Source organism: Pseudomonas typographi (assembly GCF_014694385.1).
GTDB classification, from domain to species: Bacteria; Pseudomonadota; Gammaproteobacteria; order Pseudomonadales; family Pseudomonadaceae; genus Aquipseudomonas; species Aquipseudomonas typographi.
In genome coordinates, this window is sequence record NZ_JAAOCA010000006.1 from 50,213 (window position 1) to 76,191 (window position 25,979).

A 25,979-nucleotide genomic window follows, 5' to 3' on the forward strand; every position below is an offset into this window, starting at 1 on the left:
TTTGCCCAACGGCAAAGGGGTGCATATTCACGGCATGCCCAACCAGTTCGGCAACGCCAGGGAAATAAACGGTACGTAGGTCACCAGCACCAGGAACAGCAGCAGGATCGACAGCCATGGCAGCGCCGCGCGAATGGTCTGCCCCAACGGCATACCCGTGACCGCCGAGGTCACGAACAGGTTCAACCCCACCGGCGGGTGCACCAGGCCGACCTCCATGTTCACCACCATCACGATACCCAAGTGAATCGGGTCGATGCCCAACCGGGTGGCGATGGGAAAGAAGATCGGTGCAAGAATCAAGATAATCGCCGACGGCTCCATGAAACTGCCCGCCACCAGCAACACGATGTTCACCATGATCAAAAAGCCGACGGGCGTGAGGCCCTCGGAAACCACCCAATTGGTGATCTGCTGCGGGATCTGCTCAGTGGTCAGCACATGGGCAAACAACATGGCATTGGCGATGATGAACATCAGCATGATCGTCAGCCGCCCCGATTCCAGCAGCACCTTTGGGCATTGCTTCAGGCTCATGTCCTTGTACACGAACAAGGCGATGAACGCCGAATACACAGCGGCCACCGCGGCGGCTTCGGTGGGGGTGAACATGCCGCTGTAGATGCCGCCCAGTATGATCACCAGCAGCAGCAACCCCCAGAACGCCCGCCGCGCCGTATGCAACCACTGGCGCAAGCTCACGCGAGGCTGTGCCGGCAGGTTCTTGACCCGCGCGACGATGTAGATCACCACCATCAATACCACGCCCAGCAGAACGCCCGGCACCACGCCGGCCACGAATAGCTTGCCTACCGATGTTTCGGTGGCGGCGGCGTACACCACCATCACGATCGACGGCGGAATCAAGATCCCCAGCGTGCCCGCGTTGCAGATGATCCCGGCACCAAAGGCTTTCGGGTAGCCCGAGCGCACCATGCCGGCCACCGCGATGGAGCCCACCGCCGCCACCGTGGCCGGCGACGAACCCGACAAAGCGGCAAACAGCATGCAGGCCAGTACCGCGGCGATCGCCAAGCCGCCGCGGATGTGCCCCACGCAAGCGTTGGCAAAATCGATCAGCCGCTGCGCCACGCCCCCGGTGGTCATGAACGCCCCAGAAAGCAAAAAGAACGGGATTGCCAAGAATGTGTAGCTGTCGGACGTTTCAAACAGCTTGATCGCCAAGGAGCTGAGCGAATCCTGGCTGAACAGCAGAATCGAAAGCGCCCCGGCCAGGCCCAACGAAATGGCAATCGGCACGCCCAGGAACATGAACACGAACAACAGCAGGAATAAACACAGAACCGTCATCAGTGCCGCTCCTCAACCGGGCTGGCCAGCTTGCTGGCGTGCGCGGCTTCGTCCGCCAGGCCGAGCCCGGTTTGGCGGTGGGTGAAGATGCGATAGAAAATTTCGAGATAACGCACGATCACCAAGGCAAAACCAACAGGCACGATCACGGTAATGTAGGCCACCTGAACACCATAGCGATCGAGGTCTTCGGCGCCGATACCGGCTACGAACAACGCCGACACCCATTTGTAGCTCGCCACCAGGAACAACCCTGCATAGGCCAGGCAACAGGCGCAGGCCAGCATGCCCAGAAGGCGTTGCACCGGTGTGCTGGTTTTTTTCACCAGCACGTCCACGCCCAAGTGGCCGGCGGTACGCACCCCGTAGGCGATGCCGAAAAAGATCAGCCAGCCGAACAGCGCTTTGGTCAGTGCCACACTCCAGGTCATCCCCTGGGCATAGCCCATCAGGTGGTCACCGATACCGGCGAAAAAATCGCTGGTCACGGCCCATTGGTCACTGAGCGTGTAGAACAGGGTGTAGATATTGTTCAAGGCCACGTAGATGAAGGTCACCAAGGTCATGGCCGCCAGCAGGCAGGCGATCATGCCTTCTTCCAGGTGCTGCCAAACCCGCCTGAGCGCTTGCATAGGCATTCTCCCAATGTAGGAATGGGTGGCCCACCCGCCAGGGCAGGCCATATAGGCATCACGCCCCTCAAGACGCCTTGTTGGCCTCGTCGGCGGCTTTGATCAAGTCGGCGCCGATCTCGTCGGAGAACTTATCCCAAACCGGTTTCATCACCTCGCGCCATTTGCTGCGCTGCTCGGGCGTGAGCGGGTCGATCTCGCTGGTTTTGGCATCGATGATTTTTTGTTTGGCGGTCTGGTTCAGCGCCTCGGCCTGCTTGTTCACCTCCACCGTAACCTGGTCCATAAGCTTTTGCAGTTCAGGGCGCACGTCGTCCGGCAGGCTGTTCCAGAACTTGACGTTGGTGATCACCATGTAGTCGATCAAGCCGTGGTTGGTTTCGGTGAAGAACGGCTGTACCTCGTTGACCTTCTGGCTTTCATAATTCGACCAGGTGTTCTCTGTGCCGTTGACCGTGCCGGTCTGCAGGCCCTGGTACACCTCGGCAAAGCTCATTTTGCGTGGGTTCGCGTGCAGGGCCACGAACTGCGCTTCGAGCACACTGGAAGCCTGCACGCGGAACTTCAGGCCGCGCGCATCCTTGGGTTCGATGATTTTTTTGTTCGCCGATAATTGCTTAAGGCCGTTGTGCCAATACGCCAGGCCGTGAATGCCTTTATCGTCCATCGAGGTCAGCAATGCCTTGCCCTGGGGCCCCTGCTGGAAGCGGTCGACAGCGGCGAGGTCATCGAACAGGAACGGCAAGTCGAAGACCTGGACTTTCTTGGTGTATTGCTCGAACTTGGCCAGCGAGGGCGCCAGCATCTGCACATCGCCCAGCAGCAGGGCTTCCATTTCCTTGCCATCGCCGAACAACGAGGAATTAGGGTACACCTCGACCGTGACGCGGCCTTTAAGCTGCGGGTCGTCGGCCACCAGCTTCTGGAACATCAAGGCGCCCTGGCCTTTGGGGGTATTCTCGGCCACCACATGGGCGAACTTGATGATGATCGGGTCGGCGGCCTGAGCCAGGCCCGCCAAGGAGAGTGCGGTGGCGCACAGCAGCGCCTTGGTCAGCTTCAACATCGATGTCACCCTTTTTTGTTGTTGTGGGTCGTTCGGCCAGAGGGCGCGTGGCCCCCAGGTGTTGCGCCGGGTAAAGATGGCCCAGCTTCAGGCGTTTAGAGAATTAGCTTTTCTATAAGTCGGCGTTCGGCCAAGCTGAACGCCGTTCACAGGTGTTCAGGTTGCCGCCAGGGCCAGCAAACGCCGGGCCCGCAGCAACACAGGCGCATCGACCATCTGCCCGTCCAGTTGGAAGGCACCGGCGCCGTGGGCGGCCACACTGGCATCGAGCACCTTGCGCGCCCAGGCCAACTCGGCCGCACTGGGGGCCAGCGCTGCATGAATCACCGCTACCTGCGCCGGGTGGATGCACAACGCGCCGCCATACCCCATGGCGTGGGCATAGCCTATGGCCTGGCGCAAGCCTTCGTGGTCGCCTATGGCGGGGTACACGCCATCCAGCGGCGGTAGCAGCCCAGCGCCGCATGAATGCACCAGCACGGCCATGCGGGCACTGTTCAGCACATGCCCAGCGGCCGCCGAGCCGGTTTTCAGGTTCAAATCCAACGCCAGGTCGAGGCTGCCAAATGCCAGGCGTTGCACCCCTTCGGCCTGGGCAATGGCGCCCAGCGCCAACAAGCCTTTGGCGCTCTCGATGATCGGCCATACCGGCTTGCCGGTTTGCCAGGCGACGCCGACCTGGGCGGCCTCTTCGACCTTGGGCAACACCACCCCGGCCACTGCGCTGTGCTGTTTACAAAAGGCCAGGTCGCCGGCGTGTTCGGCATGGCCCGGGGCATTGACGCGCACCCACACGCGCGCAGCGGGGTTGGCGCCCAGAAAATTCGCCAGGTGGCCACGGGCCTGCGCCTTGAAGGCTTCTTCCACGGCATCTTCGAAATCGACGATCACCGCGTCCGCGCCCGCGGCCAGTGCCTTGGCAAAACGCTGCGGGCGGCTGCCCGGCACGAACAGCGCCGAGCGCAGGATAGGTTCTGACATGCTAGACAATACCGGCCGCCGCCAGGCGCGCCTGCTCGGCGGTATCGATGCCCAACTCGGCAAGAATGGCCGTGGTATGTTGGCCCAGCCCCGGCACGCCGTCCATGCGCGGGGTGAACGCCGCATTGCGCCCCGGCGGAAGCAGCGACGGTAGCTTGCCGGCGGGGCTGTCTATTTCGCGCCAACTGTCGCGCGCGTGCAGTTGCGGGTGCCGCCACACGCCCTGCATGTCGTTGACCCGGGCGTTGGCGATTTGCGCTACCTCCAGCCGCGCCACCACTTCATCCACGGTCAGTTGGGCGAAGCCTTCGACGATGATTTGCCGCAGCAGCTCACGGTTTTCCGAGCGCTTGTAGTTCGCGGCAAAGCGTGGGTCGCTGGCCAGTTCCGGGGCCAGTAGCACTTTTTCACAGAACAATGCCCACTCACGCTCATTCTGCAGGCCCAACATCACCGTGCCACCGCCCTGGGTGGGGAACGGCCCATAGGGGTAGATCGTCGAATGGGCCGCGCCCGCGCGAGGCGGTGGCGGTGCGCCGTTGTAGGCGTAGTACATCGGGTAACCCATCCATTCCACCAGGCTCTCAAGCATCGACACGTCGATGCGGCTGCCGACGCCGGTTTTATCCCGCAGCAACAGCGCCGAAAGGATGCCGGTGTAGGCGTACATACCCGCGGCGATATCGGCGATGGAGCAGCCGGCCTTGGCCATGCCCTCCTCACCCGGGCTGCCGGTCACCGACAAGAACCCACCCTCGCTTTGGATCAACAAGTCGTAGGCTTTTTTCTTCTCGTAAGGGCCGCCTTCGCCGTAGCCGGAAATATCGCATACGATCAGCCGTGGAAAACGCCCATGCAGCGCCTCGAAGCCCAGCCCCATACGCTGCGCCGCACCCGGTGCGAGGTTTTGCACCAGCACGTCGGCCTTACCCAGTAGGCTTTGCAGAATGTCGGCGGCGGCATCTTGTTTCAGGTCTAGGGTCAGGCTCTCTTTCGAGCGGTTGGTCCAAACGAAATGCGAAGCCAAGCCGTCTACACGCTGATCGTAGCCGCGGGCGAAGTCGCCGCTGCCGGGGCGCTCGATCTTCACCACGCGCGCGCCCAGGTCAGCCAATTGCCGCGTGCAGAACGGCGCGGCGATGGCGTGCTCCAGGCTGACCACGGTGATGCCGTCCAAAGGACGAGGTGTTTGCTCAGACATGTACTGAACCTCTTGTGCCAAGGGCCGTGCCAGCCAGCCACGCGCCCGCGGTAATGCCCGTCAAACCAGGTCGCCCAGCGCCTGCGCATCGCGCAGTTGCCAAACCCTGGCAATCAATGCCTGCCCCTGCTCAACCGTTCGTGCACCGGAGAACGCCAACAGCCGTTGGAACTTGGCCTCAAGCTCAGGGCGCGACAGGGTGTTGTTCGGGTCGCCCTTGGGGTCGTCGATGGCCGCGGCCAAGGTGCGCCCGTCGGTGCTGGTCACGGTCACCCGGCCCAACCAGCGTGCCGGGTACGCCGCATCGACCTGTGGGTCGAACTGCATGCGGACCTTTTGGCGAAACGCGGCAACATTGGGGTCGCTGAGCGCCAGGTCGCGAAACTCGACCAGTTGGGCGCTGCCGTGCACGGCGATAAGCCCCAGCACGGTACCCATGGAAAACTTCGCCTGGTGCACGGTGGTTGGCACGTCTACACGGCCCAGCACATCGATCGCCCCTTGGTGCACATGGGCCACCACCTGGGCAACCTGCTCATGCCGCAAGCCTTCGCGCTGCATCAACCGCAGCAAGGCGTCGGCGGCCGGGTGGGTGTGCCGGCACGAGGCATGGAACTTGAACGAGGTTTCCAGCAACGCCCAACGCTCGCCGAGGCGGTCGCAGAGCCTGCCCGGCTGCGCGTCGGTAGACATGCCCGCCGCCAGGCCCTGGTCACCTTCAAGTATGTTCCGCGCCCCGGCCAGGCCGTCGGCGGTCATGTAGGCGGCGAGCACACCGTCGGCCGCGGCCTTGGCGCTGTGCAGTTGCTTGGAGTCGGCTGCATCACGCAGGAACTCCCACACACCGGCCGCTTGTGTGCCGGCATTACCCAGCAAGTGAATGAACTGCGCCTGGTCGAAACCCATTAATTTACCCACCGCGACGGCAGCCGCCAGGGTGCCCACGGTGGCGGTGGTGTGGAAGATGCGGTAGTGGGAGCGGCCCATGAACTCGCCGATGCGAATGCCGGCTTCATAACCGGCCACGGCGGCCAACAGCAGGTCCTTGCCAGTGCTGTTCAGATCTTGGGCGGCGGCCAGCGCCGCGGAGAACACCACCGTGCCGGGGTGCAGCACCGAACTGTTGTGCAGGTCATCCTGCTCGACCAAGTGCGAAGACGCACCGTTGACCAAGGCGGCAAAATACGCAGAGGTGCCGTGGCCGTTGGCGAGGATTTTCGCCGGGCCGCTTGCTGGCCCCATTCGCTGGGCATAGCGCTCGAACAGCGGCACCGGCCGCGCGCCGGCACCGGCCAGCGCTGAGCCGAGCCAGTCGAGGAACAGCTCTTCGCCGCGGTCGAGTACGGCCGGTGGGAGCTGGCGATAATCAAGGCCCGCCAGAAACGCCGCCAACGCATGGGTAGGGTTCACAGGCGTGCCCTCAGAAGCTGCGGGGTAGTTCGAGCAAATGCTCGGCCACATACGACAAAATCAAGTTGGTCGAAATCGGCGCCACTTGGTAAAGCCGGGTTTCGCGGAATTTGCGCTCTACGTCGTACTCACAGGCAAAACCAAACCCACCATGGGTTTGCAGGCAGGCATTGGCCGCCTCCCACGACGCCTTGGCCGCCAGGTACTTGGCCATGTTGGCACTGGCCCCAGCAGGCTTGCCGCTGTCGTATTCCTCACAGGCGCGCCAGCGCATGAGGTCGGCAGCCTCCACTTCGATATGGGCTTCGGCGATGGGGAACTGCACCCCTTGGTTCTGCCCAATGGGCCGGCCGAACACCGTGCGCTCGCGGGCGTAGGCGCTGGCTTTTTCGATGAACCAGCGGCCGTCACCGATGCATTCGGCGGCAATCAGGGTGCGTTCGGCATTGAGGCCGTCGAGGATGTATTTGAAGCCCTTACCCTCTTCGCCAATCAGGCTGTCGAGCGGCAATTGCAGGTTGTCGAAAAACAGCTCGTTGGTTTCGTGGTTGACCATGTTGGCGATCGGTTGCACGCTCAGGCCGTTGCCAATCGCTTCGCGCAGGTCGACCAGGAAAATCGACATGCCTTCGGTTTTTTTCTTCACCTCGGCCAAGGGCGTGGTGCGCGCCAAGAGGATCATCAGGTCGGAATGCTGCACCCGGGAAATCCACACCTTCTGGCCGTTGATCACATAGCTGTCGCCTTGCTTGACCGCCGTGGTCTTGATCTTGGTGGTGTCGGTGCCGGTGGTGGGTTCGGTCACCCCCATCGACTGCAAGCGCAGCTCGCCACTGGCAAGCTTGGGCAGGTAATAACGCTTTTGCGCCTCACTGCCGTGGCGCAGCAGGGTGAACATGTTGTACATCTGCCCATGCACGGTGCCGGAGTTGCCACCGCAGGCATTGACCTCTTCGAGGATCACCGAGGCCTCGGCCAGGCCCAAGCCGGAGCCGCCGTACTCGGTGGGGATCATCGCCGACAGCCAGCCGGCCTCGGTGAGGGCCCGCACGAAGGCTTCGGGGAAGCCCTTTTGTTCGTCTACCTTGCGCCAGTATTCGGCTGGGAATTCGCCACACAGCGCGCGCACGCCCTCGCGGATGGCGTTGAGGTCTTCGTTTTCGTCAGGGTTCATGTTCTGCTCTCCAGGCCTGCCGGCCGCCGCCGTTCACCGGGCCGGGCTGTGTATTGTTAAGGCGATCAGTCGAAAGTGACCTCGGCGCTCTGCGCCACACCCTGGTCGTTGCCCGCCCACAGTTGCGCCGTGCCGGGCTCGGCCAACTGGCCACCGACACGAAATGGCGTGGGCAGGGTCAGCGGGCGGACGCCCCGGAAGCCGAACCGGCGTACCCGCCTAGCCGGGTGGGCCCGGCAAAACGCGTGCAGGTTAAGCGTGGCGATCAACGGCCCATGCACCACCAGGCCGGGGTAGCCTTCGGTGCCGGTCACATAGGGGTAGTCGTAGTGAATGCGGTGGCCATTGAAGGTCACGGCCGAGTACCGAAACAGCAAAGTCGGCGTGGGCTCGATGGTTTCGCCCCAGCCGCCGGCGGCTGGCGGTTCGCCACTGGACAGCTTGGGCGGGTTGGGCTCGCGGTAAACGATGTCTTGTTCCTCGCGCATACAAAGTTCGCCGTGTTGCGAGTAATCGTGGCGCACGGTCACGAACAGCAGCGCGCCGGTGCGCCCTTGTTTCTCGTCAATGCGTAACACCGTGGAGCGCCGTTGGGCCGCGGCACCTACCTTGAGCGGTGCGATGAACTCAACCCGGCCACCGGCCCACATGCGGTTGCGGTTATCGGCCGGCGGTAGGAACCCGCCCCGGGCGGGGTGCCCATCGCTGCCCAGTTGCGCTTCTGGCACCGGGTCTTGAAAAAAACACCAATGCCACAGCAATGGCAACGGCTCGCCATCAGCCGGCGCCGGCTCGCCAAAGGTGGCAGCGATACGCTTGATCAAGTGCTGGCCGAAGTAGTCTTCGGCGTCTTCGGTGCGGCCGAGCCAGGCCGCGTAATCGGGCGGCGAATCTGCAGCAGGCATAGCGGGTGCCCTCCGAATTGTTGTTATCGGTCGTTATAAGCTGATGATCCGGGCAGGGCTGGCATTCTGTGAATTTGCTTTTTTGTAAGCCGGCGTTCATGTTTGCTGAACGCGCGCTGCTTATCACGGGGCTGCCATGCACTTCGACCTGCCTGACCTTCGGCTTTTCGTCCATATTGGCGAGGCCCCCAGCCTGACCCAAGGCGCCCGCCGCGCGTGCCTTTCCCCGGCAGCGGCCAGCGCACGGATCAAGGCTTTGGAAGGCCAACTCGGCACCCGCTTGCTCTACCGCGACAGCCGCGGCGTGGAGCTCACCCCGGCCGGGCATAAGCTGCTGCGCCATGCGCGGCTGATCCTGCGCCAGGCCGAGTACCTGAAAAGCGAATTCGTGCACTACGGCACCGACTCGGCCGGGCATATCCGCATTTTCGCCAACACCACGGCAGTGACCGAATTCCTCCCCGAGGTGCTAGCCGGGTTCCTCGCCAAGCGCCCGGGCGTCACCATAGACCTGCAAGAGCGCTTGTCGCGCGACATCGTCCGGGGTGTGCTCGACAGCGCTGCCGACATGGGCGTTATCGCGGGCCCGGTAGCGGCCCCTGGGCTACAGGTGATCCACTTCAGCACCGACCGCCTGGTGCTGGCGGTGCCGGTTGGCCACGAGCTGGCCGGGCAAAAAAGCCTAACGCTGAAACAAACCCTGGCGTTCCAGCACATCGGCCTGCACGAAGGCAGCACGCTGCTGAGCTTTTTGCGCGACCAGGTGGAGCGCCTCGGCCAAAGCCTGTCGCTGCGCATCCAGATGGCCAGCTTCGAAGCGGTGTGCCGCATGGTCGAAGCGGGCGTGGGCATCGGTATCATTCCAGAGTCGGCCGCGCTGCGGCATAGCCGCACCATGGAGTTGGTGACCCTCGAATTAGACGAGCCCTGGGCAGTACGCGAACGAAGCATTCTGGTTCGCGAACTTGAGGCACTGCCAGGGGCGGTGCGGGCATTGATCGCCACCCTGCTGCCGGCCCCAAGCCTGCCTCTGTAGCCCAAAAGGGATACACCTCCCACAAAAACCTGCATTCCCCGTGAATACGATTAGCTCTCAATTGATACGTGGATTCATTTCCCCGTATAGTCCCCCCGCTCCCCTAGGCGACAGTGGCATTCATCGCACCTGGGCGCGATCAGTGACCGGGCCACTCAAGGCCTTCTAAGCCAGTTGCCTTCATTCTTTTCTCATGGGCCGGGACGTGTTCAAGAAAATCCTTTTCCAGTTGCATTGGTTCTTTGGCATTACCGCCGGGTTAATCCTGGCGGTAATGGGGCTGACGGGCGCTGCATATTCGTTCGAAGATGAAATTCTTCATGCGCTGAACCCCGAGCCGCTCAAGGTGCAGCCACGGCCCGAAGGCCCGTTGCCGGTAACCGACCTGGTGCAGCGGGTTCAGCAACAGGTGGGCAAGGAAGTGGCCGGCTTCACCCTGGAGGTGAACACCGACCAGGCGTCGCAGGTGTACTTCGTGCCCGCGCCCGGCCAGCGGCGTGGCGAGTCGCGCTATGTCAATGCCTACACCGGGCAACTGCAAGGTAATGTGCGCGGCGAAGCGCTGTTCAACTTGATTTTACAGGTGCACCGTTACCTGGTGCTGGGCGAAGTGGGTAAGCAACTGACCGCCGCCAGCACGCTGGCGCTGCTGTTTTTCTGCCTTTCCGGGCTTTACTTGCGCTGGCCACGGCGGGCGCTGGACTGGCGCGCCTGGTTGGCCCTGGACTGGGCCAAGAAGGGCCGCGCCTTTAACTGGAGCCTGCATTCGGTAGTCGGCACGTGGTGCCTGCTGTTCTACCTGGTCAGTGCCATCACCGGCCTGACGTGGTCGTATCAGTGGTTCCGCAACGGTGCGGTGGCCTTGCTGTCCAGTGAGGCGGCCAGCCCACCGCCCGCCAAACGGCGCGATCGCACCAGCAACGCGACGCCGATCAATGTGGACTTCAACGCAATCGACCAAAGCGTGCACCAAGCCGCCGGGCCACACCTGGCGCGCTACAACCTACGCCTGCCCGCCGCCAGCGGGGGCGCCGCAACCGTGTTCTATTTACTTGACGACTCTGCCCACGACCGCGCCTTCAGCCAACTGCAACTAGACCCGGCCACCGGCGAAGTGCGCGAGCATGACCGCTACACAGACAAAACCCTGGGCGACCGACTGTTGACCAGCATTTACGCGATCCATACCGGCAGTTACCTGGGCCTGCCCGGGCGCTTGGTGATTTTCTTCGCTTCGCTGTGCATGCCGTTGTTCTTCGTCACCGGTTGGCTGCTGTACCTGGACCGGCGTCGCAAAAAGAAGCTGATCGCGCAAAGCCGCCAGGGCCTGGACAGTGCCAGCGAAGGGTGGTTGATCGGCTTCGCCAGCCAAAGCGGCCAAGCCGAGCAGTTAGCCTGGCAAGCCGCCGCGCAACTGCAGGCGGGCGGTAGCGGCGCCAAGGTGCGGGCACTGGCCACCATCAGTGAAAGCGACCTGAAGGGTACCCAGCGCGCGCTGTTCGTGGTCAGCACCTTCGGTGATGGTGAGGCGCCAGACAGCGCACGGCTGTTCGAAAAACAAATAGCCGCGCTGCACTGGCCGCTGCCGCACTTGCGCTATGGGCTATTGGCCTTGGGCGACCGCCATTACTCGCAATTTTGCGGCTTTGCCCGGCGCATCGATACCTGGCTGGCCGACCAAGGCGCCACGGCCCTGTTCGAACGGGTGGAGGTGGACAACAACGACCCAGGCGCCCTAAGCCATTGGGCACGGCAGGTGGCCGAGCAAGCGGGTACTCGCGACGTGCTGGCCAGCGCCCCACGGTTCAGCCGCTGGGCGCTGGTACACCGCGAGTTGCTGAACCCGGGCAGCCAGGGCGCGCCGGTTTATCGGGTGTGCCTGCGCAGCGACCTACCCATGGCCTGGGCGGCGGGCGATATCGCCGAAATCATACCCGGCCCCGCAGCCGACCAGACCCAAGCACGTGAGTACTCGATCGCCTCGCTGCCGGGCGATGGCGCAGTGGAACTGCTGGTTCGCCAGCACCGGCATGCCGACGGCAGCCTCGGCCTGGGCTCAGGTTGGCTGACCGAACAAGCGGCACTGGGCAGCAGCCTGCAGGTGCACCTGCGGCGCAACAGCGCTTTCCATCTGCCCGGCGATGACCGCCCGCTGATCTTCATCGGCAACGGCACCGGCTTGGCGGGCTTGCGCAGTTTGCTGCGGCAACGGCGGCTGCTCGGGCAGCCGCGCAACTGGCTGCTGTTCGGCGAGCGCAACAGGGCCACCGACCGGCTGTGTGGCGAAGAACTCGACGCTTGGCTTGCCAGCGGCACGCTGGCCCGGCTGGACCTCACCTTCTCCCGTGACCAAGCGCATAAGGTGTATGTGCAGGATGCCCTGCGGGCCGCACGCCGCGAGCTGGAGCAGTGGCTGCAACAAGGTGCCGGGCTTTATGTGTGCGGCAGCCTGCAGGGCATGGCCGACGGAGTCGACCGAGCCCTGCGCGAGATGCTCGGCGAGGCGGCGGTAGAGCGGTTGATCGAAGAGGGCCGCTACCGCCGCGACGTTTATTAGTGGTTCAGACGTTGGCTGCAAATACTGAACCGCCACGCTAGGCGGCAGGCTGCAAAACCTGTTCGTACACTGCCACGCCGTCCAGATCGCGCAAGGTCACGGTCAATTCGCCGGTTTGCGCCTGGATGTTCACTTCGCCGAAGAACTGATAGCCGGCGAACGGCGACGTGTTTGGCGCCGGCGGCGCCTTCTGGAATACCACCTGTGGGCCAAAGGTGCCGTCGAGCGGGTTGGGCCCGAAGCTGCCAGCGTTGAGCGGGCCGGCGACGAACTCCCAGAACGGCTCGAAATCCTGGAACGCCGCGCGGTCGGGGTGGTAGTGGTGTGCCGCGCAGTAATGCACGTCGGCGGTGAGCCACAGCGTATTGCGCACCTGCTGCTCGCGCAGGTACGCCAGCAACTCGGCGATTTCCAGCTCCCGGCCCAACGGCCGGCCATCGTCGGCATTGGCAATCGCTTCCCAGCGGCCCACGCCCGGGCTCACTTCACCGTCCGGTACGCCCAGGCCGACCGGCATGTCGGCGGCAATCACTTTCCACTGCGCGGTCGAGGCTTTGAGTTGCGCCTTGAGCCAGGCCAACTGGGTACGACCGAGAAACGCGCTGTCGGCGTTCATGACCGTACCCAGGTTGGCATCATTGGGCCCGCGGTAGCTACGCATGTCGAGTACGAATACATCCAGCAACGGGCCATAGGCGATCTTGCGGTATACGCGGTGCCCTTCATCGGCCGCCTGCAAACGCATGGGAGAATACTCCAGCCACGCTTGCCGAGCATTGGCCACCAAGGCGGGGATAGCCTTGGTGTGATAACGCTCATCGAGCTGCTTGCTCGATGACCAGTTATTGGTCACCTCATGGTCATCCCACTGCCAGATCTGCGGCACCTCGGCATTGAAGCGGCGCACGTTCTCGTCCATCAGGTTGTAGCGATAGTTGCCTCGGTAGTCCGCCAGCGTCTCGGCCACCTTGCTCTTGGCTTCGCTGGTGAGGTTGCGCCATACCCGGCCACCTTCAGTGGCAACGCTCGCTGGCACCGGGCTGTCGGCGTAGATGGTATCGCCGCTGTGAATGAAGAAGTCTGGCAGGCGCAGGCGCATCGCTTCGTAGATACGCATGCCGCCGATGTCGGGGTTGATGCCGAAACCCTGCCCTACGGTATCGCCGCTCCAGACAAAACGGATGTCGCGCTTTTGCGCCGGTACGCTGCGCAAATGGCCGAACCACGGCTCACTGCTCACACCGGTGTTGGCGTCTTCGAACCACACCCGGTAAAAAATCGCCTGCCCCGCCGGTAGCCCGCTGAGTTCTACCCGCGCGGTAAAGTCAGTGCGGGCATCGGCCAATGTAGAAACCACCCGCCGCGGTGCGCTGAACATACTGCGGGTGTCCCACTCCACCACCATCTTTGCCGGGCGGTCGCAGCGGCTCCAGACCATTGCCCGGTCACCCAGCGGATCGCCGGCTTGCACACCGTCGGCCATCACCGGGCGGCTTTTGGCCGAGGCGATCACCGCGGGCGCAAACCCAGGCACCAATAAGCCAGCGCCCACGGTTTGCAATAGCCGGCGGCGCGCCAGGGGAAAGTGGTACATAGTGTGTCTCCTTCGGCGGGGAAAGCACACATCAAACGCGGGGAATGTGACAGGGGGATGGCAGGGCGTCTTAGGGTGCAGCCGACATTCGCACACGCATCGAGGCGTAAATGGGGTTGCCGGGCAAGGCGCCATGACGGGCCATAGCGGGGCCATGGCGAGTAGTCGCAACCCAGCCCGGCAGCGAAGGGCACCGCCAACAGGGTGCAAATTCATTGCTCAGGCACCTCAGTATCTACCGCTCACTCGGCGGCCAGGGCCACCTCCTGCACCTCGCCGCGCTTGATCGCCGCGTACACCACCCCGGTGACCACGCTGCCGGCCAGGATCGCCAGCAGGTACAACCACGCATGGTTCATCGCATTGGGGATCAGCAACACGAATAGCCCGCCATGGGGGGCGACCAGCTTGCAGCCGAACAGCATCGACAGCGCGCCGGTGAGTGCGCCGCCGGCGATGCTGGCGGGGATTACCCGCAGCGGGTCTTTGGCGGCAAACGGGATCGCGCCTTCGGAAATAAAGCACAACCCCAGTACCAGGGCGGCCTTGCCGGCTTCACGCTCGCCCTGGGCAAACTTGCGCCGGGCCAGCAACGTAGCAATGCCAAGGCCGATGGGCGGCACCATACCGGCCGCCATGGTCGCCGCCATGGGCGCGGTGGTTTGGCTGGCCAGCAGGCCCACGGAGAACGCGTAGGCGGCCTTGTTGATGGGCCCGCCAAGGTCCACGCACATCATCGCGCCCAATAGGATGCCCAACAAAATGGCATTGGTGGTGCCCATGCTGTTGAGGAACTCGGTGAGGGCGGCGAGCATGCCCGCCACTGGCGTGCCGACCAGGTAGACCATGGCAAGGCCAGTGACCAAGCTGGCCAACAGCGGAATGATCAAGATCGGCTTGAGCGCCTCCAGGCTCGCCGGTAAGCGCGCAGCGCGGTTGATACCCCAGGCGGCGAAGCCTGCGATGAAGCCTGCCAGGATGCCACCGATGAACCCCGCCCCCAGGGTACTGGCCAACAGGCCGCCGATCATTCCCGGCGCCAAGCCCGGGCGGTCGGCGATCGAGTAGGCGATATAGCCCGCCAACAGCGGCACCATCAGGGTGAACGCCGCGTCCCCCACCTGTTTAAGCGCCGCGGCCAGGGTGCCTGGCTGTTCGAAGGCGTGGATGCCAAACACGAATGACAGCGCGATCAATAAGCCCCCGGCCACCACCATCGGCAACATGTACGACACGCCGGTGAGCAAATGCTTGTACACCCCCTTGCGCTCACCCTGGGCCGGGGCCTGCGCCCCGCCAGCGGCTTCGACCTTGGCCTCGGCCAACGCCTTGTCCAGGGTGGCCTGCGGCTGCTTCAGGGCAATCCCGGTGCCGCAGCGGTAAATGCGTTTGCCGGCAAAACGCTCGGTGGGCACGTCGATGTCGGCGGCCAGCACTACCACTTCGGCCTCGGCAATGGCCGCCGCACTGAGCGGGTTACGCGCCCCCACCGAGCCTTGGGTTTCAACCTGCAATGCGTAACCCAACTGGCGCGCGGCCTGCTGCAGGGCTTCGGCCGCCATGAAGGTGTGGGCCACGCCCGTGGGGCAGGCGGTGATCGCGACAACCCGCCGTGCCGCCCCGGCGGCCGGCACCTCGGCGGCGGTCGGGGCCCGGTATACTTGGGCCTGTTGCTGGGCGTCATGCAAAAACCCATCGGCGTCGTTCAGCGCCTGGGCAGGGGTGCTTTCGAACAGCCGCTTGCCGTCGAAGCGCGCCAGGTCGAGCGGGCCGGTGCGCACCACCAGCACCCAGTCGGCCTCGGCGATGGCGGCCGGCGAAAGCTGTTTTTCCGGGTGCTGCGGGTCATGCACCTCGACACTGGTGCTCAAGCCCTGGCGCTGCGCCGCGGCCTCGAGCAAACGCGCGCTGAGCACGCTGGACACCCGCCCGCCGGGGCATGCGGTGACGATGGCTAACTTCATGTTCAAGCCTCTTGTTGGGGTACTAGCGCGCGCACGCACACGCCGCTTTCCAGGCATGCCAACGCCGTGAGGTCAGGGATGCCGAAACCGATTTGCGACACCGCCATGGCCGCGATGGCCGTGGCTGTACACAGGGTGCGCTCGGCCGTTTGCGCGCTGAGCAAGCCATGCACCATACCCGCTAGCAACGAATCACCCGCCCCCACCGTGCTTGCAATGTCTACGGTGGGCGGCAGGGCCTGCAGGGCGATGCCTTCGGCGAACCAATTGACGCCCTGGGGGCCTTGGGAGATCACCACATGGGTAATGCCTTGAGCACGCAGCCGCTTAGCCATCGCCTGTTGCTCGGCCAGGGTCGCCACGGTTGTGCCGAATACTTCGGCCAATTCGTCCGTGTTTGGCTTGACCAACCAGGGCTGGGCGCCAAGCCCTGCGCGCAAGGCTGCGCCGCTGGTGTCCAATGCGACCTTCAGGCCCAACTGGCGCAAGTGCTCCAGCAGTTGGCCGAACCACGCCGGGCTGATGCCCCGCGGCAGGCTGCCAGCGACCACCACGGCGTCGTGCCCGGGGGCAATGCGTTCCAGGCGGGCCATCAGCCAGGCCTGGGCGTCTTCATCGACCCATGGGCCGCTGCCGTTGACGTCGGTGATGCGCCCACTGCTTTCGGCCAGTTTGAAATTGCGCCGGGTTTCGCCTGGAACTCGGACAAAGGCATCATCGAAACCGCGTTCGGCGAACAGCGCGTCGAAGCGGTCGGCGTTGTCGTGGCCGAGAAAGCCGGTCACGGTCAATTGGTGGCCCAGGTCGGCCAATACCTGTGCGACGTTCAGGCCCTTGCCGGCGGCATGCACATGCAGCGCGTCGCTGCGGTTCACTTCGCCCAGGTGTAGGGCGCCGAGCTCCACGGTCAGGTCCAACGCCGGGTTCAAGGTAACGGTTAGAATTCTTGCCATCATGCAGTCTCCACCAGCGCGCGCACCTCGGCGGCCGTAGCCGCGCCCAAGGCTTGCTGCGCCCATTGCTGTGCCTGGCTGAAGCTCAACGCTCGCACCCCGGCCTTGACCTCGGCGATGCTGCCCGCCGAGACGCTGAGTTCATCGACGCCCAACCCCACCAGTACCGGCAAGGCTTCGGGGTCGGCCGCCAATTCACCACACACCCCTACCCATTTGCCCTGGGCATGGGCCGCGCGCACGGTGATGTCGATCAATTGCAACACCGCTGGGTGCAGGCCGTCCGCTTGCGCCGACAATGTGGGGTGGCCACGGTCGATGGCCAGGGTGTATTGGGTCAGGTCATTGGTGCCGATGCTGAAGAAATCCACTTCGCGGGCCAGCACCGGTGCCAACAACGCGGCCGAAGGCACCTCGATCATGATCCCCAGTTGCAGGTCGGCCACCGGAATGTCTTCGCGCAGCCGCGCCACCATGTCACGTGCCTGCCGCCATTGCTCGGCGGCCCCGACCATGGGGAACATGATGCGCAGGGGCCGCCCGCCGGCTGAGCGCAACAAGGCGCGCAATTGCGTTTGCATCAGCTCGGGCCGCTGCAGCGTCAGGCGAATGCCGCGTACACCGAGGAAAGGGTTTTCCTCGGCCTGGATCGGCCAGTACGGCAGCGGTTTGTCGCCGCCCACGTCGAGTGTTCTAACCACCAGCGGGCGCCCGCCCAGGCCGTCGAGTACACGGCTGTACTCGGCCAACTGGGTGGCTTCGTCCGGGGCTTGCGTGTGGGCCATGAACATCAGCTCGGTGCGCAGCAACCCGACCCCTTCGGCACCCTGCGCCACGGCGTTGGCCACCGCCGCGCTTTCGCCGATGTTGGCGAATACCTCGACTACGTGGCCATCGGTGGTCAAGGCCGGCTCCAACCGGTGCTCAGCCGCGGCGGCCAGGCGTAGCGCGCGCCGTTCACGGTCGGCGCTGGCACGCGCGAGCACGTCAGGTGCGGGCGCGACATCGACACGCCCGCGCTGGCCATCGAGCAACAACGGCGTCCCCGGCTCGATCAGCAGCACCGCCTCGCCTGCCCCGACCACCGCCGGGATACCCAGCGCCCGCGCCACGATGGCACTGTGTGCGGTGGCTCCGCCCCGGGCGGTGAGGATACCGGCCACGCGCTGGCTGTCGAGGCGGGCGACGTCGGACGGGCCCACTTCATCCATCACCAGAATGTACGGCTCATCGGGCTCATGGAAGGTTTCTACACCGCACAACTGAGCCAGCACACGCCGGCCGATATCGCGCAGGTCAGCCGCTCGCTCAGCGAGCAGGGCATCGCGCAGCGCCTCCTGGCGCCGTGCAGCAGTGTCGATCACCGCCATCCAGGCGGCTGCAGCGCTCTCGCCCTGCTTAAGGCGTTCAACCACATCTTCGGCCAGGGCCGGGTCGTCGAGCATTTCTTGGTGGGTCACGAAAATATCGCGTATGGCTTGGGCGGTGCTGCGGCGAATCAGCCCGTCGATGTCTGCCCGGACCTTGTCCAGCGCACCACGCAGGCGGCCGTGCTCGGCCTCGAACGACTCACCCAGGGCGGGGTATTCCAAGGCCTGTAGCACCTGTAGGTGCGCGGGGCCCGAGGCGATGCCAGGCGCCGCCGCCACCGCTTGCAAACGGCTACCGGCGGCCGGTGCGCACACCTGCGCGGCGGTTTCTACAGCCTCGGCCAGCACCTCGGCGGCCATGGGCGGTAGCGCTTCGACCTCCTCGCCCAGCCCCGCCTCGATCGCTGCCAGCAAGGCGGGTAAGGCATCCGCGGCAATGGCCGGCTCGGCAATGATCTCCAGCACCTGGCCGCGCCGCGCGCCCAAGCTGAGCAGTTTGCTCAGGCTCTTGGCCGAAACCGCCGGCTCGCCGCTGTCGACCACCCGCAGGTGGACTTCGCCGGCAAACCCCTTGGCCAGTTGCGCCAACAACTTGGCCGGCCGCGCATGCAGGCCATGGGTGTTGGCCAAGGGCACCTGCAGGCTGGGCCAATCGGCCGGCGCATCGCCACCCAGCGCTTGCAACACGGCGCGGCTGCTGTTAGCCCGAAACAACGCCTCGCCGCGCCCTTCGATCAGCAACGTACACAGCCGCTCCAGCAATGCCTGGTGGGCTTCACCCAGGCTGGCCAGGCAGAACAAACCATTGACCGGCTGGCCGAGCAGGCGCAGCGGGCCTGCGGGAGTAACGAACGATAGGCCCGGGCGCTTGACCATTTGCTGGCTGTGTAACCACCACAAGCCATCCCCCAATGGCAGCGGCGCCACCTGCTGCAGCACCGCGGCGAAACCCGGGCTCACGCAATCGCCCTGGCGCAGCAATTTGGCACCACGCCATAGCAACTCTTCGAAGTCGTCGGCCGCTACATTCAGGGTGATCATCTGCGCATCCAAGGCCAGGGCCTGCGGCGCGCCCTGCAGCAGCTTTAGCAGTGCCTCGGGCGTGGCAGCGGTACGCAGTGCCTGGCCCAGGTCGGTTTCGCCCAGGGCGCGGGTGAGCAACTGCAGCAAGCGCAGGTGCTCGTCTGATTTAGCGGCGATGCCAATGGCCAGGTACACCATTTGGCCATCGCCCCAGTCCACACCGTCGGGAAACTGCAACAGGCGCACCCCGGTGGCATGAACCAGCTCGCGGGTTTGCGGGGTGCCATGGGGGATCGCGATGCCTTGGCCAAGGTAAGTCGAGCCTTGCGCTTCGCGGGTTTGCAGGCCGGCTAGGTAACCTTCGGCGACCAGGCCATCGGCCTGCAAACAGTCGGCCAACAGCGTCAACGCAGCGGGTTTGTCCGCTGCCTGCTGGCTCATGGAAATCTGCTCAGAGGTGAGCTCGAGCATTGCATCGCTCCTTTTACGCACCATTGGCGCGCAGGTATTGTTGTGAACGCATCCACCGCCCGGCGGCAGTTGCGCTGACTGCTACACTTACGACCAGCGAAGCGCCGAAAATGCTTGAAGCTGAAACGTTTAACCCATTAAAGCGGGCACGTTACCCGATAATTGATCCTGGATGAAGCCCACCCGGCCAAGTCACGGTACCGGCAGGATAGTTGCCGCACTGCCTGGCCAACCCGTTAACATTGGCGCGCCCGCTTCGTCGCGACTCTAAGGAACCTTCGCGTGAAACTCAGCGATATCGCCCGCATGGCCGGGGTGTCCGTCACCACCGCCAGCTACGTCATCAACGGCAAAGCCGAACAACAACGCATCAGCCACAACACGGTGCAACGGGTGCGTGCAGTGGTCGAGGAGCACGGCTTCACGCCCAACCCCCAGGCCGCTGGCCTGCGCAGCCGGCGTACACGCACCCTGGGGTTCATCCTGCCAGACCTCGAAAACCCCAGTTACGCACGTATCGCCAAGTTCCTCGAGCAAGGCGCCCGGGCCCGTGGCTATCAACTGCTGATCGCCAGCTCCGACGACGACCCCGAAAGCGAACATCAACTGCAAAAGCTGTTCCGCGCCCGCCATTGCGATGCGTTGTTCGTAGCCAGTTGCTTACCGCCCAGCGACGGTTGCTATCGGGAAATCCAAAGCCGTGGCACCCCAGTGATCGCCATTGACCGGCAGTTGGACCCTAGCCAGTTCTGCTCGGTGGTCAGCGATGACCGCCACGCCGCCGAACAGCTCACGGCCAGCCTGCTGAAACCGGCGCCACGGCACATCGCGCTGATCGGCGCACGGCCAGAGCTGAGCATCAGCCAAGCGCGCACCGCCGGTTTCCGTGATGCCTTGGCCGGTTTCGACGGTACGGTAACGGTCAAGGATGCCGAGGGGTTCAGCCGCGAGGCTGGCCAACAGTTGATGAAACAGCTGCTTGAGCAATGGGGCCAGTTGCCGGATGCCTTGGTGACCACCTCTTACGTGTTGCTGCAAGGGGTATTCGATGTGCTGCAGGAGCGGGCGATGGATTTCAGCCAATTGCGCCTGGCCACCTTCGGCGACACCCAATTGCTCGATTTTTTGCCGCTGCCGATCAACGCCATGGGCCAACAGCACAAGCTGATCGCCGACACCGCCCTGGAGCTGGCCCTGGCCGCGCTCGAGCAAAAAACCTATACCCCCGGGGTATCGGCCATCGCCCGGCGCTTCAAGCAGCGCATCAAAGAGGTTTGAGGTGCGCCTGGTCGATACCCACACCCACCTAGACTTCCCGGTGTTCGAAGCCGACCGCGGCGCCCTGCTCGACCAAGCCCAGGCGCGCGGGGTCGAGCGTGTGGTGGTATTGGCGGTGCACCGGGCCAATTGGCAGCGAGTATGGGACTTGGCCGAGCAGGATCCACGGCTATACGCCGCGCTTGGGTTGCACCCGGTTTACCTTGCGGAACACCGGCCGCAGCATATCGACGAACTGCGCCACCGGCTCGAACGCCTGGCCGGGGCACACAAGCTGTGCGCGCTGGGCGAGTTCGGTCTGGATTATTACGTCCCGGGCCTGGCCCGGGATGCCCAACAGTACTGGTTCGAAGCGCAACTGGCACTGGCCGCGGAGTTCGAGTTGCCGGTGCTGCTGCACGTGCGCCATTGCCATGCGCCGGTGATCGCCGCCCTCAAGCGCTACAAGTTGGCCAGGCGCGGGATCATCCATGCCTTCTCCGGCAGCTATGAAGAGGCCCGTGAATACATCAAGCTCGGCTACTGCCTGGGCGTGGGCGGCGCCCCCACCTGGCCCCAGGCCCATCGGCTGCACAAAGTACTGCCGCGCCTGCCGCTGGAGCATGTGGTGCTGGAAACCGACGCCCCAGACATGGCCCCGGCCATGCACCCCGGGGTGCGCAACAGCCCGCTGCACCTGCCGGATATTTGCCAGGCGCTGGCGCAATGCATGGGCCTTGAGCCGCAGGCGCTGGCGCAGGCCAGCACGGCCAATGCGTACCGGGTTTTTGGTTGGTAGAACCGCCCCGTTGCACGCTGGTTGCGCCTGAAGCATGCGCCTTGGCGGTTCGGCGCCGCCACGCGATTACCAGCGCTGCTCGGCGGCCTTATCGCTCGCTTTGCCCTCTACCCATCGCTCGCCTTGGGGGGTGCGCTCCTTTTTCCAGAACGGGGCCCGCGCCTTGAGGTAATCCATGATGAAACTACACGCGTCGAATGCCGCTTGGCGGTGGGCACTGGCGGTGCCCACGAACACGATGGGTTCGCCGGGCTCCAGGGCGCCGACCCGGTGCAGTACCCGCACGTTGAGCAACGGCCAGCGTTGCTCGGCCTCACTCACGATCTTGGCCAAGGCCTTTTCAGTCATGCCCGGATAATGCTCCAGGGCCAAGCCATGGACCGGCTGGCCATCGTTGAAGTCGCGCACATAGCCGGTGAAGGTCACCACCGCGCCGATGCCCAACTGCGCGGCATGCATCGCCTCGGTTTCGGTGCCGGGGCTGAAACGTTCTTGCTGCACCTTGATACTCACCTTAACCTCCGGTCACGGTCGGAAAAAACGCCACCTCATCGCCCGGCTCAACCGGCTCGTTCAGGCTGCACAGTTCTTCATTGCGGGCGCACATCACATTGCGTTCGGCCAGCACGTCGTGGCCGCCCTGGGCCAGCAAGTGCTGGCGCACGCTGCCCAGCGTAGTGAATGGCCCCTCGAGGGTTTCGCGCTCTTTGCCCATGGCTTCGCGAAAACGGGCGAAGTACAACACGGTGAGTTTCATGGTGCATCCGCTTTGAAATGGCCGCCCTTGCCGCCTTGTTTTTCCAACAGCCGTACGGTTTCGATGACCATGCCGCGGTCCACGGCCTTGCACATGTCGTAGATCGTCAAAGCTGCCACGCTGGCAGCGGTCAAGGCTTCCATTTCCACACCGGTTTGCCCGGCAAGCTTGCAACGGGCCAGGATCAGCACGCTGTCGTCGCCGCTGGGCTGCAATTCGACCTTGATGCTGGTGAGCATCAAAGGGTGGCACAGGGGGATGAGGTCGGCGGTTTTTTTCGCGGCTTGAATGCCGGCGATGCGCGCCACGGCGAACACATCACCCTTCGGGTGCCCGCCCTCGGCAATCATTTTCAGCGTTTGCGGGCGCATCCGCACACGCGCCTGGGCCACCGCCTCACGCGATGTGACCGCTTTGTCGGTAACATCGACCATGTTGGCATGGCCTTGGGAATCGAGATGGGTCAACATCGGGAAACTCCGCTTGATCGAGGCGAGCATTGTACCCCTGCCTCACGCCACGGGTGTGGCGCCTCAGACGTTCGCACACGCATTGACGCGTAAACGTTGCTGGCGGGCAAGGTGCGGTGCAGTGGCATAGCAGGGCGGGCATCTCTGAGATGCCGCACCAGCATCAGCTAAAAACAAAAGCCGCAAGCGGCGTGGCGCCACCTGCAGCTTGAGGCTCGCGGCGTGAAGCAGGCCTTTACAAATGCGACTCAGCGTACTCGGCCAGCACCGAGCGTGGCACGCCCTGCAGCGTGATATGCACACCGTTGGGGAAATCCTTGAAGCGCTCCGTCATGTAGGTCAGGCCAGAACTGGTGGCCGAGAGATACGGCGTGTCGATCTGCGCCAGGTTACCCAGGCAAACCACCTTCGAGCCGCTGCCGGCGCGGGTGATGATGGTCTTGATCTGGTGCGGCGTAAGGTTCTGGCATTCGTCGATCAGGATCAGGCTTTGTTGGAAGCTGCGCCCACGGATGTAGTTCAGCGATTTGAACTGCAATGGCACCTTGCTCAGGATGTAATCGACGCTGCCATGGGTGTTTTCGTCATCCATGTGCAGGGCTTCGAGGTTGTCGGTGATCGCCCCCAGCCAGGGCTCCATCTTCTCGGCCTCGGTGCCCGGCAAAAAGCCGATTTCCTGGTCCAGGCCCTGTACGCTACGGGTGGCGATGATGCGCCGGTAACGCTTGCTGACCATGGTTTGCTCGATCGCCGCGGCCAGGGCCAGGATGGTTTTGCCCGAGCCTGCCGCCCCGGTGAGGTTGACCAGGTGGATGTCGGGGTCGAGCAAGGCGAACAGTGCCAGCGCCTGGTATACGTCGCGTGGCTTAAGGCCCCAGGCCTCCTGGTGCAGCAAGGGTTCCTGGTGCATGTCGAGGATCAACAGCTCATCGGCGCGAATGCCTTTGATCCAACCGACGAAACCTTGCTCATCGACGATGAACTCGTTGATGTGCGCCGCCGGCAACACCTCGTTGAGCTGTACACGATGCCAGGTGCGGCCATGGTCCTGGCGTGTCTCGACCTTGCCGACGCGGTCCCAGAACGAGCCGGGCACGCTGTGGTAGCCTTTGGATAACAGCGCCACATCATCGACCAGTTGGTCGGTGCTGTAGTCCTCAGCCTCGATGCCACAGGCGCGGGCCTTAAGGCGCATGTTGATGTCTTTGGTGACCAGAATGACGCTGGTGTCTGGCCGTTTCTCCTTCAGTGCCAGCAGTTGGTTGATGATGACGTTGTCGGCCAAATGCGAGGGCAGTGGGTCTTCGGCATGGCCATGCTTGTTCATCAAGATAGACAACGTACCCTTGGGCTGGCCCTTGCCGCGGGCGATCGGCACGCCCCGCTCGACGTGCGCGGGGGTGGCTTCTCCCAAGGTTTTATCGATCAGCCGAATGGCCTGCCGGCATTCCGCCGCAACAGTGAGCTTGCCGTCCTTGAGTTTGTCGAGCTCTTCAAGCACGGTCATCGGGATGGCGACATGGTGCTCTTCGAAATTAAGCAGGGCGTTGGGGTCGTGTATCAGTACATTGGTATCGAGCACATAAAGGATTGGCTGGTTGGAGGAGGTGGTGCGTCCTTGTTCATCCATACTCGGTCACCTTTGTGAGAGCCGTTCGACGCAATACCTGTGCGGTGCTGCGCCTCGAAGCCGCCGCGCTCCGCAAGGGCGGAGGGCTGCACGACAGGCGATGGGCCGAATAACGACGCCACCTGTGTCGGCAGGGTTCGGCGGTCTACACCTTAGTACCGCAAAACCCATTGCTATACAAAGGGAAATACCACGGCCACCCGCTTTATTTTCGCAATGGACGAACAGCGCTTGGCGGCGCCATCAGGGGCAGGTAAAGTCCGGGGTTCTTCAACGCGCGAATGCGTGGCAATCCTCCCAGGCGATACCGCTTTGCGCGGTGCGTTGCAGCAACACCGGCAAGGCCGTTTTCACTTTCGATTGGGCATCGTGAAACGCGATGACGCCCTTGCGCCACAACAGCATCAGGCTCAGTACTCGGTCGGCCAACAGTTCTGCCGGCACTTGGGTGTTGGTGTCCTGGGCGTCTATGTCCCACAGCACCACGGCCAGGTGCTGCTGTTCGAAGAACTCGCCGCTGTCGGCGCGGCGCTGCCCATAAGGGGGGCGGAACTGCGCGACGAAGCTGCCCGGCACTTGCGCTTGCACCAGCGCCACGCTGCGCTGGATCGAATCCTGCCAGTCGCGCCATTGCGCATGGGACCGATACTCCCAGCCCTGCACGCCCACGCACTGTTGGCCATAAAGCTGCTCCAGGTCGCCCTGTGGGGCGTTGTCACGGCGCAATTGCAGGCTGTTGCCCAACACGAAGAAGGTCGCGGTCATCTTTTGCCTGCGCAGGTAATCGGTGACCCAATCGCTATTGCCGCCGGCAAGCGTCGGGCCGCTGTCGAACGTGAGTAGGAATACCCGGTCGTTGAGTTCATCGCCGTTGTGCTCGTTGGCCGAGAACTTGGCTATTTCGCTGCTCACCGTTGGGAATAGCGCCGCCATGCGCAGTAGCTCGTCCAAGTAGGTGCGGTTGAACGCCCTGCCCGGGTCGCGCCATTTGGCATAAAACGAATCATCGGCCACCACGAACTGGCTCGCTTCGGCCTTCAGGCTGTCGACGTCGTCGACCGCATAACAGAAAGAAGCGTCTTGCTCACAACTTTGCTGGGCCGCATCGAAGTTTTCCCACAGCCGCTGCCACAGCCGGCCACGCAGGCTGGAGATGGCCTCCATGTCGATTTGGCGCAAGCCCAACCGGCTGGCCAGCGCGCCCTCATCGAGGGCTTCGGTCAGGGCCAACTCATGGGCAAAACCCAGTATCTGCGCACGTGAGGCCACGTCGAACAGTACCGGGCTGTCGATGCTCTCCGGCCATACGCTACGGTCCAGCGTGGCCACCGGTGCCGCCACAGCGTGGGCGAAGGCCAACAAGGCGGTGATCAGGAACAACGCAACGCGCAAAGGCAAGGCTCCGTCAGGTGTTAACA

At 63.8% G+C, this 25,979-nt stretch carries 21 protein-coding genes; 4 read left to right on the plus strand and 17 right to left on the minus strand.

All coding sequences use genetic code 11. The features are described from left to right. Positions 1-27: 27 nt before the first annotated feature. The 8 genes from dctM to HAQ05_RS05985 all read right to left on the minus strand — a co-directional run bounded on the left by dctM (position 28) and on the right by HAQ05_RS05985 (position 8,680). Complete coding sequence (gene dctM / locus HAQ05_RS05950; protein ID WP_190418409.1) at positions 28-1,311, minus strand: C4-dicarboxylate TRAP transporter large permease protein DctM; 1,284 nt, start codon at positions 1,309-1,311, stop codon at positions 28-30. Then, positions 1,311-1,943, minus strand: a complete 633-nt coding sequence (locus HAQ05_RS05955) for a TRAP transporter small permease (protein WP_190418411.1) — start codon at positions 1,941-1,943, stop codon at positions 1,311-1,313. The genes dctM and HAQ05_RS05955 overlap by 1 nt, the downstream gene beginning before the upstream one ends. 67 nt (positions 1,944-2,010) lie before the next feature. Next, positions 2,011-3,009 carry a TRAP transporter substrate-binding protein gene (locus tag HAQ05_RS05960; protein ID WP_190418413.1) on the minus strand — a complete coding sequence of 333 codons (999 nt, stop codon included), beginning with the start codon at positions 3,007-3,009 and terminating at the stop codon, positions 2,011-2,013. A 156-nt stretch (positions 3,010-3,165) separates the two neighbouring features. Beyond that, positions 3,166-3,990, minus strand: coding sequence for an HpcH/HpaI aldolase/citrate lyase family protein (locus HAQ05_RS05965; protein WP_190418415.1), 825 nt, complete (start codon positions 3,988-3,990; stop codon positions 3,166-3,168). Position 3,991: 1 nt separating this feature from the next. Then, complete coding sequence (locus HAQ05_RS05970; protein ID WP_190418417.1) at positions 3,992-5,191, minus strand: CaiB/BaiF CoA transferase family protein; 1,200 nt, start codon at positions 5,189-5,191, stop codon at positions 3,992-3,994. Positions 5,192-5,251: 60 nt separating this feature from the next. Beyond that, positions 5,252-6,601 carry an MmgE/PrpD family protein gene (locus HAQ05_RS05975; RefSeq protein WP_190418420.1) on the minus strand — a complete coding sequence of 450 codons (1,350 nt, stop codon included), beginning with the start codon at positions 6,599-6,601 and terminating at the stop codon, positions 5,252-5,254. Between the two features lie 10 nt (positions 6,602-6,611). Further along, complete coding sequence (locus HAQ05_RS05980) at positions 6,612-7,775, minus strand: acyl-CoA dehydrogenase family protein (protein WP_190418422.1); 1,164 nt, start codon at positions 7,773-7,775, stop codon at positions 6,612-6,614. Positions 7,776-7,840: 65 nt separating this feature from the next. Then, on the minus strand, positions 7,841-8,680 hold the full coding sequence (locus tag HAQ05_RS05985; RefSeq protein ID WP_190418424.1) for an HTD2 family dehydratase: 840 nt from the start codon (positions 8,678-8,680) through the stop codon (positions 7,841-7,843). A gap of 136 nt (positions 8,681-8,816) precedes the next feature. Between HAQ05_RS05985 and HAQ05_RS05990 the strand changes: the two genes are divergently transcribed. Both HAQ05_RS05990 and HAQ05_RS05995 read left to right on the plus strand, forming a co-directional pair. Beyond that, a complete protein-coding gene (locus HAQ05_RS05990) occupies positions 8,817-9,716 on the plus strand; it encodes a LysR family transcriptional regulator (protein WP_190418425.1) in 900 nt (299 codons plus the stop codon). A gap of 205 nt (positions 9,717-9,921) precedes the next feature. Further along, entirely contained in the window at positions 9,922-12,273 is a 2,352-nt protein-coding gene (locus HAQ05_RS05995; RefSeq protein ID WP_190418427.1) for a PepSY domain-containing protein, read from the plus strand. Between the two features lie 37 nt (positions 12,274-12,310). Here the strand turns inward: HAQ05_RS05995 and HAQ05_RS06000 are convergent, their stop codons facing one another. The 4 genes from HAQ05_RS06000 to ptsP all read right to left on the minus strand — a co-directional run bounded on the left by HAQ05_RS06000 (position 12,311) and on the right by ptsP (position 19,648). Then, a complete protein-coding gene (locus tag HAQ05_RS06000) occupies positions 12,311-13,867 on the minus strand; it encodes an alkaline phosphatase D family protein (RefSeq protein ID WP_190418429.1) in 1,557 nt (518 codons plus the stop codon). A 242-nt stretch (positions 13,868-14,109) separates the two neighbouring features. Continuing rightward, positions 14,110-15,831, minus strand: a complete 1,722-nt coding sequence (locus tag HAQ05_RS06005; RefSeq protein ID WP_190418431.1) for a PTS fructose-like transporter subunit IIB — start codon at positions 15,829-15,831, stop codon at positions 14,110-14,112. A 2-nt stretch (positions 15,832-15,833) separates the two neighbouring features. Next, on the minus strand, positions 15,834-16,784 hold the full coding sequence (gene pfkB / locus HAQ05_RS06010) for a 1-phosphofructokinase (RefSeq protein WP_190418433.1): 951 nt from the start codon (positions 16,782-16,784) through the stop codon (positions 15,834-15,836). After that, entirely contained in the window at positions 16,784-19,648 is a 2,865-nt protein-coding gene (gene ptsP / locus HAQ05_RS06015) for a phosphoenolpyruvate--protein phosphotransferase (protein WP_190418435.1), read from the minus strand. Before ptsP ends, pfkB begins: the two co-directional genes overlap by 1 nt. A 282-nt stretch (positions 19,649-19,930) precedes the next feature. Here ptsP and cra point away from each other — a divergent pair, with 282 nt between their 5' ends. Further along, complete coding sequence (gene cra, locus HAQ05_RS06020; RefSeq protein ID WP_190418437.1) at positions 19,931-20,926, plus strand: catabolite repressor/activator; 996 nt, start codon at positions 19,931-19,933, stop codon at positions 20,924-20,926. A gap of 1 nt (position 20,927) precedes the next feature. Further along, positions 20,928-21,704, plus strand: a complete 777-nt coding sequence (locus tag HAQ05_RS06025; RefSeq protein WP_190418439.1) for a TatD family hydrolase — start codon at positions 20,928-20,930, stop codon at positions 21,702-21,704. 66 nt (positions 21,705-21,770) lie between these two features. On the opposite strand, the gene moaE is transcribed toward HAQ05_RS06025, so the two are convergent. The 5 genes from moaE to HAQ05_RS06050 form a co-directional block, all read right to left on the minus strand. Continuing rightward, entirely contained in the window at positions 21,771-22,217 is a 447-nt protein-coding gene (moaE, locus tag HAQ05_RS06030; protein ID WP_190418441.1) for a molybdopterin synthase catalytic subunit MoaE, read from the minus strand. A gap of 1 nt (position 22,218) precedes the next feature. Further along, a complete protein-coding gene (locus HAQ05_RS06035; RefSeq protein ID WP_190418443.1) occupies positions 22,219-22,461 on the minus strand; it encodes a MoaD/ThiS family protein in 243 nt (80 codons plus the stop codon). Continuing rightward, positions 22,458-22,931, minus strand: coding sequence for a cyclic pyranopterin monophosphate synthase MoaC (gene moaC, locus HAQ05_RS06040; protein WP_190418445.1), 474 nt, complete (start codon positions 22,929-22,931; stop codon positions 22,458-22,460). Before moaC ends, HAQ05_RS06035 begins: the two co-directional genes overlap by 4 nt. 235 nt (positions 22,932-23,166) lie before the next feature. Then, on the minus strand, positions 23,167-24,561 hold the full coding sequence (locus tag HAQ05_RS06045; RefSeq protein ID WP_190418447.1) for a PhoH family protein: 1,395 nt from the start codon (positions 24,559-24,561) through the stop codon (positions 23,167-23,169). Between the two features lie 270 nt (positions 24,562-24,831). Next, positions 24,832-25,953, minus strand: a complete 1,122-nt coding sequence (locus HAQ05_RS06050) for a polysaccharide deacetylase family protein (RefSeq protein ID WP_190418449.1) — start codon at positions 25,951-25,953, stop codon at positions 24,832-24,834. Positions 25,954-25,979: the final 26 nt, after the last annotated feature.